The 16,444-nt window shown below is 46.0% G+C and carries 5 protein-coding genes; 3 read left to right on the top strand and 2 right to left on the bottom strand.

What is annotated here, in order from left to right; all coding sequences use genetic code 11:
- Positions 1-32: 32 nt before the first annotated feature.
- Entirely contained in the window at positions 33-4,481 is a 4,449-nt protein-coding gene (locus QUB13_RS06825) for a tetratricopeptide repeat protein (RefSeq protein WP_333379808.1), read from the top strand.
- A 555-nt stretch (positions 4,482-5,036) separates the two neighbouring features.
- On the opposite strand, the gene QUB13_RS06820 is transcribed toward QUB13_RS06825, so the two are convergent.
- Positions 5,037-8,978 (bottom strand): PAS domain S-box protein, encoded by a 3,942-nt coding sequence (locus QUB13_RS06820; protein ID WP_333379807.1) that lies wholly within the window; start codon positions 8,976-8,978, stop codon positions 5,037-5,039.
- 296 nt (positions 8,979-9,274) lie between these two features.
- Between QUB13_RS06820 and QUB13_RS06815 the strand changes: the two genes are divergently transcribed.
- The gene (locus QUB13_RS06815) at positions 9,275-10,459 is read left to right on the top strand and encodes an anion transporter (RefSeq protein WP_333379806.1); all 1,185 of its coding nucleotides are present in this window, start codon (positions 9,275-9,277) and stop codon (positions 10,457-10,459) included.
- Between the two features lie 52 nt (positions 10,460-10,511).
- Here QUB13_RS06815 and QUB13_RS06810 read toward each other — a convergent pair whose 3' ends face one another.
- A complete protein-coding gene (locus tag QUB13_RS06810; RefSeq protein ID WP_333379805.1) occupies positions 10,512-14,270 on the bottom strand; it encodes an alpha-mannosidase in 3,759 nt (1,252 codons plus the stop codon).
- Positions 14,271-14,453: 183 nt separating this feature from the next.
- Between QUB13_RS06810 and QUB13_RS06805 the strand changes: the two genes are divergently transcribed.
- Positions 14,454-16,424 (top strand): hypothetical protein, encoded by a 1,971-nt coding sequence (locus tag QUB13_RS06805; RefSeq protein WP_333379804.1) that lies wholly within the window; start codon positions 14,454-14,456, stop codon positions 16,422-16,424.
- Positions 16,425-16,444: the final 20 nt, after the last annotated feature.

Here is a 16,444-nt window from a genome sequence, read left to right as displayed (position 1 = left end):
ACTCCTCAATAGCTTTAAGATTATACCATTTAATGAAAATCGGATTTCTCGATACCTACACTTGGGATTATCAAGTTGAAACTCCTTACCGCGAACCTTTGGGCGGCACTCAGTCCGCTATTTGTTATTTGGCTGAGGCATTGGCTGCGCTGGGGAACGAGGTATTTTTACTTAACAATACTTCCGAGTCGGGGATGTCGCGCGGCGTTGATTGCAGGCAGCGAGTAGGGAATAAAGCTAATTTAGAAGTGCTGCGATCGCTCGATTTTTTAGTTATAGTCAATATAGCCGGCAAGGCGCTGGAAATTAAGCCGCTTTTGGGCAAACATACTAAGTTGATTTTGTGGATTCATAACGAACCTGGCTTTGTCTACCTTGAAAATTTTAATAATTATCAAGAAATTAATGCTTGCGATGCGTTTGTTTTTGTCAGCGACTGGCAGCGCGAGCAATTTCACGCTCGTTTTGGGCTTGACTCGAATCGCAGTTATGTTTTAAGAAATGCGATCGCACCTTGTTTTGCTAACATTTTTTCAGATAATATTTCAATCCTATCTCAAAAATATCTACCGCCAATTATAGCTTACACCAGCACTCCTTTTCGCGGACTCGATATTTTATTAAAAGTCTTTCCCGAAATTCGTCAAGCTGTCCCCGGCACTAGATTAAAAGTATTTTCTAGCATGAAAGTACACCAAATAGACGACAATGATAACAATCTTTTTTTCGGTCAACTTTACCGCCAGTGTCAGGCAACAGCAGGCGTTGAGTACATCGGTTCGGTACCGCAACCCGAACTCGTCCGGCAACTGCGTTCTGTCGCGGTGTTAGCTTACCCTAATACCTATTTGGAAACGTCATCTATTGCGGTGATGGAGGCGATGGCCAGCGGTTGCCGGATTGTGACGAGTGATTTGGCGGCTTTGCCGGAAACAACGGCTGGATTTGCGCGTCTAGTTTCTATGTCGGGGACAGAAAATTTGGCATCGGTAACTAATTGGAACCGTGCCGGAAAACCGGAATGGGAGGGATATACAAGGCGGTTTGTTGAGGCGACAGTCTCAGTTTTAAAAGAGTTTACAGATGCCCGCAGCGCCACTGCTGAAAATCATCTGAGACGGCAGGTAGAATATATAAATCGAGGGTGTACTTGGTCTGTACGTTCCCGACAGTGGGTAGAATGGTTGAATAGTATTAGTGTAAAACCTGTAAGAGTGGCAGAGAAAATGATCGCGGATTCTTTGGTAGATTTCAAGGCAGTTAAAAGTTATTTTCTAAAGGGCAATCGGCTGAAAGATGCAGGCAATTTCGATGGCGCTATTGAAAATTATCAGCAAGCTTTAGAGTTTAATCCAGCCGAGGCGGAAGTTCATAAAAAGTTGGGGGAAGTTTATATTTTGCAAGGAGAATTTGCTAGGGCGATCGCCCAATGCAATCTCGCCCTTAAATTCCAACCGAATTTTGCTGCCGCTTACTTGACGCTGGGTAATGCCCTGCAGGCTGAAGAGAAGCTGGAAATGGCAATTAAAGCTTATTTGCAAGCTTTAGAAATTCAGCCGGAATTTGCCGAAGCTAGCGCGAATCTCGGCAGTATGTATTACAAGTTAGGGCAATTGGAACAGGCGACAAATTGTTACCAAAAAGCTCTTGCCCTTAATCCCAATTTGTGCTCGGTTCATTTGATGCTGGCAGGCGTTTTGCAGCAGCAAGGAAAGTTAGATGCAGCAATTGCTTGCTGTCAAAAAGTGCTGCAACTGCAACCTGGAGATACTAGCGCTGCGGAAAAAATATCGAGTTTAATTAAACAACAACAGCAAGCAACTGTCGCCAGCCAAGTCATCGAATTAGAAACAGAATCAGACGCAGCGCAACCAATATCTGTCAATAAAGATGAAGGCTACGGCTTGCAGCCTTCTAGCATTAATTTGCCGCCTGCGCCTGCTGTAGAAAATTTAAATACTCCGTTTACCAATCCCGCCGCAGTTTCCGAACAAGTTACCTCGCTGAAGGTTCCAGACAGCAGACAAGTTGCCAATTATCAAGAAGTAGAACCCTACAAAAAACTGGCAGAAAACTGTTTGGTTCAAGGTAAAATTAAAGAGGCGATCGCAGCGTGCCAGCAAGCCCTAAAAATTCGCCCCGATTACATCCACGCTTACGTCACTTTAGGCAATGCTTTGCAAGCGGGAGGCAAAATTGAAGCTGCTATTCGATCGTACTCTCAAGCCTTAGAATTGCAGCCAAATTTTGCGGAAGTGCGGGCAAATATTGGCAGTATGTACTTTAAAATGGGACGTTTGGAAGAGGCGATCGCCAATTACCAGCAAGCCATTGCCCTAAGTCCCGATTTAGCGGGCGCTCACTGGAATTTAGGGAAAGTATATCACAAACACGGCAACGTCGAAGCAGCGATCGCCTGTTTTAAAAGAACATCCGAACTCAACCCGCAGCTTGTTGGTGCCGACTTCCACTTTAACTTAGGTAATCGGCTTTTCAGTCAAGGAAAGCGCGACGAAGCCGTCGAAAGCTACGAAAAGGCGATCGCCATTAAACCCGATTGGGCAGAAGCCTATGCTAACATCGGCAGCGCGCGATCGCAACAAGGCAATCTCGATGCTGCCATCGCTTACTATCAAAAAGCTGTAAGTTTCAAGCCAGAATTAGAAGTTCTGCACTTCAATTTAGGCAACTCATTCTTACAGCTATGCAGGTACGAAGAAGCAATTATTCATTACCAAAATACCCTCAAAATCAAGCCAGATTGGCCGGAAGTTCACGCTAACCTAGGCAGTTGTTTTTCCATGCTGGGACGGCTGGAAGAAGCTTTGACCAGCTATCAGCAAGCTTTGACACTAAAACCGGATTGGGCAGAGGTTTACTGCCGGATGGGACACATTCAAAAACAAGATAAGCCCCTAGAGGCGATCGCACATTTTGAAAAGGCGATCGAATGCAGCCCCAAATTCAGCGAAGCCCACCAACAACTCTGCGACTTGCTAAGCCACTCCACCAACCTCGCCAGAGCCCGCAGCGTCGCCGACAAATACTGCGAATTTTGCGGCGACAATGCCCCAGTCATGTCAGCCACAGCCTACGTCTTTTCCTACCTACAATCAGGTGTCAGTAAACAGGCAATTCAGAAACTCGAAGAAATCGAAAAACTCTGCTACGAAAAAGTCGAAACCTTTAGCGTCATCGAACTAAAACTGCTTTACGAAATCTTCCTATTTGCAGTTTCCCACCTGCGAGACAACCGCCAAAAAAATGCCAGTTTCTACCGATTAGTTGCCAAGGAATACTACAAAAAAGCCGTCATGCAGCGGCAGCAAATCAACCGCATCAAATCGGCAAATTTCCTCACAAAACAACAGCCCTTAAAAATCGGCTTCCTTTCCAAACACTTCCGCCGCCACTCAGTAGGCTGGTGCAGCGAAGCTTTAATCCGCGAATTAAGCCGCATCACTCCCCACGTTCATCTTTACGTCACCGGTAAACTCAACCGAGATGAAGTTACCGAACGATTTGAAGAAATGGCGGGCAAGTTTTACTGGCCGAAAAAATATCCCAACGGCTTTGCTGACGGCGGCGAAATACTCGCAGAAGTAGTGCAAGACGATTTGGATGTTTTAATAGATTTAGACTCGATGACAGTGCCGACAAATGTCGAAGTGCTGTATCAATATCCTGCGGGAATTTGCGTTTCTTGGCTGGGATTTGATGCGCCCTACATTTCGGAAAATCACTACTTTCTCTGCGACGAACACACTCATCCCCCAGGCGTTGAAGAACATTACTTAGAACAGTTAGTTAGGTTGCCTAGTTGTTCGGTAGCAATTGGCGCGCTGCAAAGCATTGCCGTGAATCGAGAAGCGATTAGAAATGCTCTGGGAATTGGGTTAAATCAAATGGCTTATCTGTGCGTTGCGCCAGGGAGAAAAACCAATCCCGAAATGGTACAAGCTCAAGTTAGAATCCTCAAACAAGTACCAGATAGTTTGTTGATTCGCAAAGGCCAAGGCGATCCAGATGTTATTCACAGCACTTACCGCGAAGAATGCGATATTCAAGGAGTAGATTTTGCTCGAATTAAGTTTATCGGACAAACCAGAACCGAGGAAGAACACCGCGCTATTTATTACGTAGCCGACGTGCTGTTAGATTCCTATCCTTACAACGGCGGGACGCACAATTTAGAGGCTTTGTGGGCGAATTTGCCAGTGGTAACTCGATCCGGCGACCAATATCTTTCGCGGATGGGTTACGCTTTTCTCAAAAGTGCAAATCTTGATGTCGGTGCGGCTTGGAGTTGGGAAGAATACACGCAGTGGGGGGTTAAGTTTGGCCGCGATTCTGGTTTCAGAAATGCGGTGAAAGAGCATTTAATAAAGTCGAAGCAGCCAGAACATCTCGCACCTTTGTGGAATCCTAAAAAGTTGGCTGAGGATATGTATGAGGTGTTTCAGAAACTGTTAGCTAAATAGGTTAGTCAGTAGTCAGTAGTCAGTAGCCAGTAGTCAGTAGTCATACCAAATCCTAGTGACGCACCCCCTTTATGATGCGGTAGGGTGCGTCGCTACCGAATCGTTGCAAATAGCCAGAATTTTCGATGGCGACACACCCTACTTTTACTCTTCCTCTGTGCCCTCTGCGCCCTCTGCGGTTCAAAAAAAAAGAGATCTCAAGTACAGAAACGCGATTTCTGGATATTTTTACGCAACGTCGAGTAAAGTTTTGTAACAAGTTTCGTGAAAATGCGTAAAAATTCCGCGCCAAGCCTGATATATAAATGCTGATTCATAGTACGGCGATCGCCCTAACTTTATGCCAGTTGGGGCGATCGCTTTTTTTTACTAAGGATCGAAAACTTAACAACTTAAACACCTCCGACACTCCTCTCTCCCGTAAGTTGCCAGATAAAAGGAGGCAGAGCCTGCGGATCTGCATTACCAGGCTCTGCCTGGTAACGAGCAATAACTGCTGACTGCTGACTAATGACTAATGACTACTGACTACTGACTACTGACAACCGTCAACCGTCAACTAGCTACTCGATCGCGCCCGCCCGACTTAGCCCGATAAAGCGCCTTATCAGCAGTTTCAATCAACATCTTCGGCGAATTTTGATTTTCAGAAATCGTCGCCACCCCCATGCTGAGAGTCACGCAATCGGTGACAACAGACTTGACGTGGGGAATTGCTAAAGCTTTGACGCGCTGGCGGATTCCCTCAGCAACAGCCTGTGCGGTCGCGATGTCGGTATTTGGCAAAATCACCCCAAATTCCTCGCCACCGTACCTAGCAGCTAAATAAATGCGTTCTGCGGGTGCATTCGTGCAACTATCCCCGATCGCCCGCGCGACTTGCTGCAAACAAGCATCCCCAGCCTGGTGGCCGTAGTTGTCGTTGTAAAGTTTAAAACAGTCAATGTCGCACATGATCAAAGATAGCGGTTCCGAACTGCTCGATAGTTCCCATTCGCGGTTAATCACCTCGTCAAACCGGCGGCGGTTAGCTAGCTGAGTCAGACTGTCCAAATTCGCCAAGCCATCCAACCGCTGGTTAGCTGCTGCTAGCTGCTGGTACAGTAAAGATTGTTCGATCGTGATCGCCACTTGAGTAGCCAACTGACTGAGCAAATCCATGTCAAACTGCTGCCACTGGCGGGGGGCAGAACAGTGGTGGGCAATCAGCAAACCCCACAACTTCGGTAATTGACAAGTAGGATTACCGTTGCGATTTTCGATTCCCTGCTGCACGATGGGCACAACTAAATTCGCTTTCACCTGACACCCTGCCAAAAAATTGATGTGGCACTCAGCAAAATTAGAAGTGTGAATGTCCTCGACCGCTCGAATTCTGTTCTTCAAATACTGTGCGACATAAGTATTAGCAAAACAGCAATCCTCTACACCCATACCCATCAGCGGCATCCATTCTTCCCCAACCGACTCCACCACCACATCTCCGTTCCAATCGGGTCGGAAGCGGAAAATAATCACGCGATCGGTTGCCAAAAATTCCCGCACTTCCGCTACTGTAGTGTTGAGAATATCTTCGATATCCAGAGAAGAACGGATGCGCGATTGAATCTGCGCGATCAGGCGTTCCCGTTCTACCTGCTGCCGCAGCGCGACTTGCGCTTGCTTGCTTTGAGTAATGTCCCTACCTTCGGGCAGCAGCAATACTATTTTGCCAGTTTCATCCTCGACAGGTTTGAGAGAAAAATCAACTGTTGCCGTTTCATGTGCGCCTTGAACTTCCACTTCATAGCGGACAAATTCGCCCTTTGCCGATCGAGAAATTGCCTCTTGTAACTGTTCCCGAACTTCCTCAGAACTTCCCCACCACGGCCCCTCCCAAAACGGGCGGTTTGCCACATCCCGCAGCTTAATTCCCGCAAAATCCAGAGAAGTTTGGTTAGCTTCCAGTAGAGTGCCGTCCGGTTTCAATAAGCTGACAAATTGAAACGAAGAATCAAAAATTGCTCGAAAGCGCCGTTGAGAATCTCCCAACATTGCCGTCACCTTTTCGCGAGAAGTAATATCGCGGAAGCGCCACACCCTGCCAATAATATCTTGTCCGACTCGAATCGGCTGCGTGTAGCGCTCAAAAGTCCGACCGTCTTTAAAATCGAGAATATCGCAGCCTTCGGACTCCGCATCGCTATAAATTTCTTTAATTTTCTGCAAAAAAGCCCTCGGGTCTCTAACGTGCTTGGTGAGAAATGTCAGCCGCACCGTTCTATCCATCGAGTTTCTAACTTCTTCATGAATTCCCCACATTAAAACTAACTGTTCGTTAAAACTAATCAGTTCTCCGGCGGTACTAACGGCAAGAATGCCATCGGTCGTTGCTTCCATAGTAGCGTGCAGCAAAGAGCGCGATCGTTCTAATTCCGATGCTATTAATTTACGTTCCGTGAGGTTTCGCACTGCTTTTACCTGCACTAAACGACCGTCGCAAACGACGAATTTACTCCGCACGTCAGCAGGAAAAGCAGTCCCGTCCCGCTTGAGAAAAATTGCTTCGCAGACTGTATTGGTGCTGGCGGAAATCATTTGTGGCGCTACTTTATAAGATTTTGGCGACAGCAGTTCCAGCAAGCTCATTCCCACCATTTCCTCTGGATTGTAACCGAACATTTCGGCAAAATCGCTATTGACACTCAACATTGTGTCGCGGTCGGCGATCGCCACTGCTTCAAAATAAGCTTCGCTTTCGAGCAATTGTGCTGCTGTCATGCTGCCATTTCCCACAGTATAACTGCTATTAATTAGCTGTTGTAGTTGCGTATTTGCCGAATACAAAGCTGCCATTGCTTGCCGATACATAGCAGTGCGTTTCTCAACTTTTTCCGTGAGGCGATCGCGATATCTTCGCAGTTCCCTTTCGACTTTAATTAAATCTGTAATATCTACTGCAAACACGATCGCGCCAGCAATTTGACCTGTTTCATCTCGGTAAGGTATCCTATCTATTCGCACCCAGCATTTTTGACTGGAGACTGTGGGCAGAAGTTCGATTTTCCCCAGCTTGGGAACCCCGGAATTCATGACTTCCAAATCTTCTAAATAATATTGTTCTGCTTCGTCTGGATAGATTTCATAAAAAGATTTTCCTACCAATTGATTTGCTGGCAAACCTCTCGATGCAGCGGCAGCTTTGTTAATTCGCAGCAGGCGGCTTTCCCGATCTTTGTACCAAATCATTGCCGGCACAGAATCAAAAATAATTTGTTGTTCTTGGTGTTCCCGGCGCATTTCTGCTTCTGCTTGTTTTCTTCTAATTATTTCTTGTTGTAGTTTTGTGTTAGCTTTTTTGAGTTCTGTCGTGCGTTTTTCTACCCTTTCTTCTAGTCGGTCGTAGTATTTGCTCAGCAAGTTTTGTTGCTGTTCGCGCCGCATTGTTTCTGATTTAGCATTTTCGCTAGCTAATAAACTTGAAGATACAAAATCTGCTAATATTTTGGTTAATTCCTGTTCTTCTTCCGTCCACTGACTCCCAAAATTTTCACGTTCGGCACTGATGATTCCTACCATTTGACCTGCTAGCATAATCGGTACGTTTAACAAAGCAGTCTGACCGCGATCGGCAAAATAAAGATTGGCAATTTCTTGCGTTCTCGGGTCATCTTCTGCCGCCACAGTGGCGATGGTAGTCGCTGATTTTAAGGCTTGAAAATATGCCGGACAGTCGGCTGCTGTGACGATTATTTGTACTGAATGAAATTTAGTATTTTCTTCGTAAAAGTCGATGCAGTGAAGCTGAGTTTTGTCTTCGTCGTACAGCCAAATGCTGGCTCGATCGCAGTTGACGATACTGATCGCGGCTTCTGTGACTTCGCGGATGAATTGTTCTATATTGTTGCGTTCTTTAATTTGAATTTTGGCTAATTTGGCGATCGCCAAAGTTGGACTGTGCCAATTTTTTCTCAGGTTTGGCGACGCTGCTAGGGGCGAAGCCGCCTTAATTTCTTCGCAAACTAACAGTACAGTCGGTCGCTGGAAATTGACAATTGAGCGATCGCCATTATTGTCCTCTATTTTCCAGTCTACCCCAGGCAAAGCGCGCGCCGTTGATTTGACCCAGATAACCCTACCATCTTTGCAAGTCAAGCGACCTTCCCAATAGGCAACTCCAGCAGCCAGCTTACCGTTTTTTGCCTGTGTTAGTGCAGCAAATTCGGTCTGCATTTTCTCTTGATCTTGACAGTAAAATATGTTAAAAATTGAATGATAAATTAATTCCTGCGACCTGTAGCCGAGTCTCGTCTCGCCGAATTGATTGATTGAAAAAACTCTTCCCAAAGCGTCTAAAACGAAGTAAATGCCCGGAAAATTGTCGTAGAGAGTTCGATACCAATCCTGTTCAACTTGTTTGTTGCACGAAATGTTCGCTGCAGCGAGATCGCCGCCCGTACCGCCCAAGTGAGAATTGTGGTTTTCTGCGTTGCTTGAATGAATTTTTTTAGCAAACACTTTTAGCTTAACTCGACTTTAATGAGTTTTACTTTCTGGAATTGAACTTTCTTGTGAAACTAAATTAAACCTGTTATTTGAAAAAAGTTACAAATTGTAACAAAATTGCAACTTGCCCAGGGCGCTGGTTTTTGCTTCCCGACGCAAATCCTCTGTTTGTTCCTAGTTGGTAGATTGTCTGTTGGCGATATTTCCCGCTAGTTGCGGTGCTAGCAGGTTGAGTTGCAATTACCGCGTCTGTACTTGTAGTATCTCCGACAATGGAACAAACCGACACTCAAGGATTTTAAGTATCTATGATAACACTCAACTATCTAATCTTGGGGCTGACTTACTTGGGTTTCGGTTTGGGATATTTGCCGGGGCTACGGATGAACCGGGCTGCGATCGCAATTGTCGGGTCAGCTTTTGCCGTAGCTTTGGGGATACTCGACCTCAAAACTGCTTGGGAGGCGATCGACCCCAGTACGATCATTTTTTTGCTAGGAATGATGGTGATTAATTCTACCTTGGAAGCATCGGGGTTTTTTCAACTAGCTTTAGAGTTTTTAACTCGCTTTACTCGTTCTCCCTTCGGCATTTTAGTAGCTGTTACTTTTGGCAGCGGTATTTTATCAGCATTTTTTCTCAACGACACTACTGCTATGTTGCTCGCCCCATTAACACTCACTCTAACTCGCTCCTTATCCCTCAATCCTCTCCCTTATCTTTTGGCTTTAGCAGGAGGCACTAATTTAGGTTCGGTAGCAACAATCAGCGGAAATCCACAAAACATTCTCGTCGGCTCTTTTTCGGGAATTAGCTATTGGGAATTTTCCCGAACTCTCGCACCGGTAGCTTTAATTTGTTTAGTAGTTCAAGTAATTTGGTTGTGGTGGCTTTATCCCGAAGTGCGCTCTTGCAAATCTTTGCCTGCGGTTTCTCAAGTTCGGTATCGCTTATTCAAGCCTTTACTAGCGAAAAGTTTGTTGGTAACAGCAGGACTTTTGGTAGCTTTTTTAGCCGGAGCACCTTTAGCCGAATCTGCCTGGATAGCTGCTAGTATATTGTTGATTACGAGGCGCGTCAAGTCCGATCGCATTTTGCAGCGCGTGGACTGGAATTTGCTAGTGATGTTTGCAGGATTGTTTATTGTGACCAAGGCCGTTCAACAACTCGGTTTGTTGGATAATTTAACTAATTTGACTGGTACGCCGCTGAGTTTGTTGGGAACAACAGTAATTCTTTCTAACTTAATTTCCAACGTACCGGCCGTGTTAGTTCTGCAATCGCTGATTCCGAAAACAGATACACAAGCTTGGCTGTTGTTGGCCGCGGGTTCTACCCTGGCAGGGAATTTAACTTTATTGGGTTCTGTAGCTAATTTGATTGTAGCTGAAATTGCCGAAAAAGCAGGCGATAGATTGACTTTTAAGGAGCATTTAAGATTCGGGCTGCCGCTAACTTTCGTTACGTTGGGAATTGCCTATTTTTGGATCTAATTTGCAGAGCTGCACCAGCCTAAATTTAGCACTTAACCAGCCAACAATCTCCTCATCTCTTCCCTTCCCTTTCTTCCTTTGCGTCCTTTGCGCCTTCGCGGTTCGTTACAACAGTAAAACTTGCAATTTTCCAAGGCTCTATCTTAAAACCTCGCCCTTGAGACAACTTTTCAGACAAATTTGCAGGTCTTTCTAACAAATCAACTGACTCTACAATTTCCAATTGCAAATCGCTATCCAATTCTAGCACAGCCTCTTTTCCCTCCGATTCGCCACACCGCAAAATCCAAACATTAGCATCATATTCCGACTGTTTAAACGCCATCAGCGCTAAATTTTGTGCAGACAAATCCAAGAACTTGCCAACTGCGGGTAAACTCTTGTTTCGGTTTTCCCCTAACTGCGGGAATACCTTTACTAGCAGCGGCAAATTTAACTCGTAACCCTGTCGAACTGTACCGGCATCTTGCCAATTTCCAGCGTGGGGATAGACTGCACAAGTAAATTCCGAAACTCCTCGATCTGCTTGTTCGTCCGGCCAAGTCGAACCCCGGAGTAAAGTCAGCCGGATTTGATTTGGTTGAATGTCGCAACCGTATTTACAATCGTTGAGCAAACTCACTCCAAAACCGTCATTGCTGATATCAGTCCAGCGCAAAATTGGTACTTCCCATTTGGCTTTTTCGGCGGGTGTTTGCGGTTTAGTTGTGCGATCGATCGCCCCGCCGGGAATTTCGCAAGTTACAAAATCTGCTTCTACATTTAACCCGAAGGCTGCTTTAACCAAAACGTGAGTTTCTTGCCAATCTACAACTGTCTTTATTTTCAGCAGTGGCGAACCTACTTCTACTATATAATCTTGGCAAAACTCGGATTTGCCAATTTGCAGAACAACCCGCAAACTCTGCCGTAATTCTCCCCGATCGATCCAACAAATCTCTTTGAGTATGGGCGCGGGTAATTGATGTTTTTGATAATTCGGATCGATGTTCCAAGCATCCCAATATTGGCCGCTATCTTGAAAGGCTTGCAGTTGATTGCCTCCGGCTGCATTCAACACTTCTCTGTGATTAACTTTATCCCAAATGCTGGATAAATTACCAGTTTGTCGGTCTATTTTTGCCAGAATAAGTTCATTTTCTAAGATGATTTGTGGGGCGGAAAAATGTGTTTCTTGACAAAGTGCGTTTTTTTGTGCTATACCGTATGTAAGTTTTGATAAATATGTCTTGTTTTCGGTGGCTGGACTCGCACCCGCATTACCCACAGCTTGAGAGTCTTCGCGACACAGCCAAAACACGCGGTAGCCGATCGCCGGAACATCCTCTGCACAAAATAACATGATAAATTGCGATGGCGGTCGATCGCCCTTAACAACCTGCGAAACCAGCCTCTGTCCCCACAAATCGTAAATTTGCCAAGCTAAACCAGCAGAATCGGGAAGCGGTAGATTGACAACCTCAGAGCGCGACCAATTGAGAGTATTAAAAATCAGAATCGGTTGAGCGTCCGGCTGCGGGGGAGAAGGCAGAGAAATTTGAGCGGCGATCGCATCTAAAGATTTTAGCAGAATTTGGTGGCAAGCGCGATCGGCCTCAGCAAAGGCTAGATTAGCATCCGCGTAGACTTGGGCGATCGCCGAACCAGGCAAAATATCGTGAAACTGGTTAAACAACACTTGTTTCCAAGCCGATTCTAACTCAGATTTCGGATAAACCGCACCCGTGCAAATCGTTGCCAGCGAAGACAACAACTCCGCTTGATAGAGCAATTCTTCACAGCGGCGGTTTTGGCGTTTTTGGTCAGCGCGAGTCGTGTAACAGCCCCGGTGAAATTCTAAGTAAAGTTCATCCTTCCAAATCGGCAGAGTGCCGAGATTTTTGAGTTGTGAGCTAGAAAGATTTGCATCCGAAATTCTCGACAAATTGGCAAATTCTAGCGCCCGCAAATTCCCCACAGTTTCGCCAACTTGCAAATTCTCCCGATTGTCCGATTCTGGAACATCATTTTCGGGGAAAGTTGGCGTAACTTGCGGCAAAAACTGACTCTCAATCAAAGCCAAATAATCAACAGCCTTGGCAAACTCCAACCTGGGGAAAAAAGGCGACAATTTCCAGCGTTTCGCCACCTCTAGCATATCGCGAGTCGGGCCGCCGCCGTGGTCGCCAACTCCCGGCAACCAAAGAGCATCTGGCAAATTAGTTTTAACTTGCCAATCAAAAGCATAACTTGCCATTTTTACAGATTCTATACTTTCGCCGATCGCCCCAGACATCATGCTAAATATTTTAGTACCATCCAACCCTTCCCACCAAAACGCACCGTAGGGAAACTCCGTCGAATCATTCCAGCGCAACTTCTGAGTCACAAAATAATCAACACCGCCTTGTCGCAAAATCTGAGGTAATTGCCATCCAAAACCAAAAGTATCCGGTAGCCAAGCCACCCGCATCAATTCCCCAAACTTTTCCTTTGCATAACGCTGTCCGTAAACAACTTGTCGCACCATTGACTCAGCAGAAATCAAGTTTAAATCCGGTTCAACCCACATCCCGCCGACAACTTCCCAACGTCCGACAGCCACCTGTTTTTGAATCGCAGCAAACAAGTCCGGGCGGTGTTCTTCCAGCCAAGCATAAAGCGCCGGAGTTGAATGGCAGAAAATCAAATCGGGAAACTCCGATTGCAATTTCAATACCGACTCAAAAGTTCGCTCTGCCGCTTCCCAAGTTTCCGGGACAGGCCACAGCCAAGCTAAATCTAAATGAGCGTGACCGACCAAATAAATTTTACTTGTATATATAGATTTCGCCCCGCCATTTTCTCCTATATATATAGATGTATCTTGATGTTTTTCCACAACCTGAGAAACTGCATCTCCTCCTCCCTCTGCGCCCTCTGCGCCCTCTGCGGTTCCCCCATCTAAATCATCAGAAAAAAATGTACTAGGGTGATTTTCTCCTATATATATAGATGTACTGTGGCGATTTTCCACAACCTGAGAAACCGCCTTTCCTCCTCCCTCTGCGCCCTCTGCGGTTCCCCCCTCCAAATCATCAGAACCAGCCTGCAAATATCCCAGTAAATTGTGCCGCAAAACAGAGAGAGAGCGATCGAACTTAGCGCGATTCGGCAAAGCCGACCAATCAATCAAATTAACCGCCAAATCAATCTCAGATTTCAGTGTTTTCCCCTTGACAAACCTAGGGTGATTTGCTATGATTTCGGTGGGGAGGTATTGGGAATTTTTATTTTCCAAATTACCAGCTAGGGATTTTTGCAAAATCTCTAATTCATCCGCCACAAAACCCGGATCGAAACAAGCAGAATCTGCCGCTTCGTACAAGCAAATCGATCGCACTAAAGCACCATTATCGTGCCCCGGACTTACCAAGCGCAACATCACAAAAAATTCATCACCCGGATTGACCGACGCACTCAACAAAACTCGATCGGCACAATCAAATAAATCGCCCCTTCCGACTAACTCACCGCCCACAAAAATTTGAGCATCTTCCGCCCACCAAGTCAAGCCCAGCAGCAATCGCAAACCAGCCACAGGATAGCCGTGCAAATTGTTAGGAATGACAAATTTCTGCCCTAAATAAATAACTTGCTTCCCAGATGGCCAAGCAATATGTCCTTTCCCGTTCAGTTCGGCAACTGGCCCGTTACAAATACCTACCGAACCCGTCGCCGCGTCACAATCGCAGTACCTCCAGCCAGACTGAACCTCCACTTGACTGAGACGGCGCAACTTCTCTACTACTTCAGAAATATTATTGCTAGCGGGTGGCACGGAAGTGTTCATTTTTAGCTAAAATAGGAATTGCGTAGGAATCAGGGCTCAGCATCGAACCGCGTTGGCGCAAAGGACGCGAAGAAATAAGGGTTTCAGAGGTTTTGAAACTGCGATTAATATCTCGGTTTGATTTTACAGCAAAGTTTAGCAATTCCGGCGCGAATCTAAAACCTGAATTCAATAATTAAACTTATGTCCGACGGTTACTACGGCCCATACCAAAGCCGAATATTAAATTTTATATCCAAACAGTCCCGCCAAGTCGCCGATAATTGCGATCGCACTTGGCGACAAATTAAACAAACAACCCTCAGCAGTACCCAAATTCTACTTTATCCAGCTTACTTGCTGGTGCAAAGTTCCCGAATGTTGACCAGACAGTTGCGGGAATCAAGTCCCAAAGTAGATTTACCTGAATTGCAAAAAGATGTCGGGGACGAAAATCCCGATTTGCTACAAAATTTGGATGAGGGGGAAATGGCGTCGGAAAGTTCGATCGGCAAAATCCTGCACCTAGCCGAAAATTTGCTAAATCCGTCACAAACTGCCAAAACTTTAGCCAGTGCCCCGCTGTTAATAAATCAGACAAATCCAGCAACGGAGAAACCTGCTAGGGGTTTGCTTCCAGCCATCAATTTTTTTAGTGAAAAAACCACCAAGCATCAAACAACTTCCGCCTTAGAACATCCGCTGGCCAAAACTCAATTAGACAGCAAACCAAAACTTAGCGCAATCGCGACTTTCATTCCGGCGCGCACTTTAGTTTTGGTGGGAAGAGAAAATCAGGTTTTAGATATTTTGACACCCCAACAGCAGGAACTGCTGGAAAATCGGATAACTTGGGAAGTCGCCAACAACGGGCCGGAACGGCGGCACATTGCCCAAAAAGAATTAAAGTTTAATCTCGGTTTGGAGTCGGCTGCTAAAAAATCTCAGTTAGCGCCGGTGCGTCGTTTTTGGGAATTGATGGCTTGGCTGCAGACAAGTCCGGTTGCGGTGAAAAGAAATCAGTTTGGAGAATCAATTTTCGCAGTCAAAAAATCGATCGACCGCAACGCTATCTTACTCCAAAAAGCCACAGCGCAGATGGCTGCAGCGACAACCGCACTGCCGTCGATTGCTCAATCAAATTCCACCGATGACAATACCCCAAAATTAGAAACTAATTTTAACAGCAAGCTCGATCGAGCGGCCAATCCTCTCTCATTTGTTACATTACTCGATCGCGCCGCCGTCAACCTCGAAGAATTTACTGTCCCCCCAGCCGCCAAAACCACCGCCCCCAATCCCGAGGTAAAACTTGATACATCAACTACGGGAACCAATTTAGGTCTTACCGGCCGCGAAATCCTGGAGAAATACGCTCAAAACATCGAAAAAATGATTTGGTCATCAGTAGACAACCTGCTGGGAAAAGAAACAGCAGCCAGTGATAGCACGGAGAAATCTGTAGCAATTAGGTATTATTTGCAACAGCAAGGACAGGTAGAGAAAACCGAAAACACCCAGGAGGTCGATCGACCTTGGTTGAATTGGCAAGACTTATTCGGGGAACCAGGGCCGCAGCAGTCGATCGAGGGTAGTTCCGAACCCGACGGCGCAACAGATAAAATCTCAATATCACAAAACAGATCAAAAGTCAAGGAGGAAATGGCAGAAGGTCGATCGACCGCCGTCTCAATGTCGCCCTACCCCAAATCAATTCACCGCCTGCTCGCCGGACTCAAGCAGAGCTTGCTCGCACCAGAGTCAAAAAGTCAACCCCAAAAAGCCTCAAATTTAGCAGTAACTCAAAAAAATAGCCCTGCACCCGCAACACCATCAACCCCTGGGGGGACACAGGAAACCCAAGTGCCAAAATACACAAACCCCAACACCGTGCCAAACAGCCAATCCCCAGCAGCAATCACCCCGCAAACCAGCAAATATACCCCAACAGCCACAGCGGCCCAACCAACAAATCGCAGCGCCACCGTCCCGCCCGCGGACGAATACTTAGAAACAAAATCCGAATCAATGGGTTACATTAAACACCCGCTAGAACAAGTGCTCGAATGGCTCGACCTACTCATGGTGCGACTAGAAAACATCCTAGAGCAACTCTGGAACTGGGCAAAAACCAATTGGCCAACAATCCTCCAAACCAAAGATAAAATTGAGTAATCTTTAGCCTATGATAAAAA

The sequence above is a fragment of the Microcoleus sp. B4-D4 genome, assembly GCF_036705185.1.
Classification (GTDB): Bacteria; Cyanobacteriota; Cyanobacteriia; order Cyanobacteriales; family Microcoleaceae; genus Microcoleus.
The sequence above is the reverse complement of the archived record's forward strand: the minus strand, read 5'-3'. Positions and strand labels throughout refer to the sequence as shown.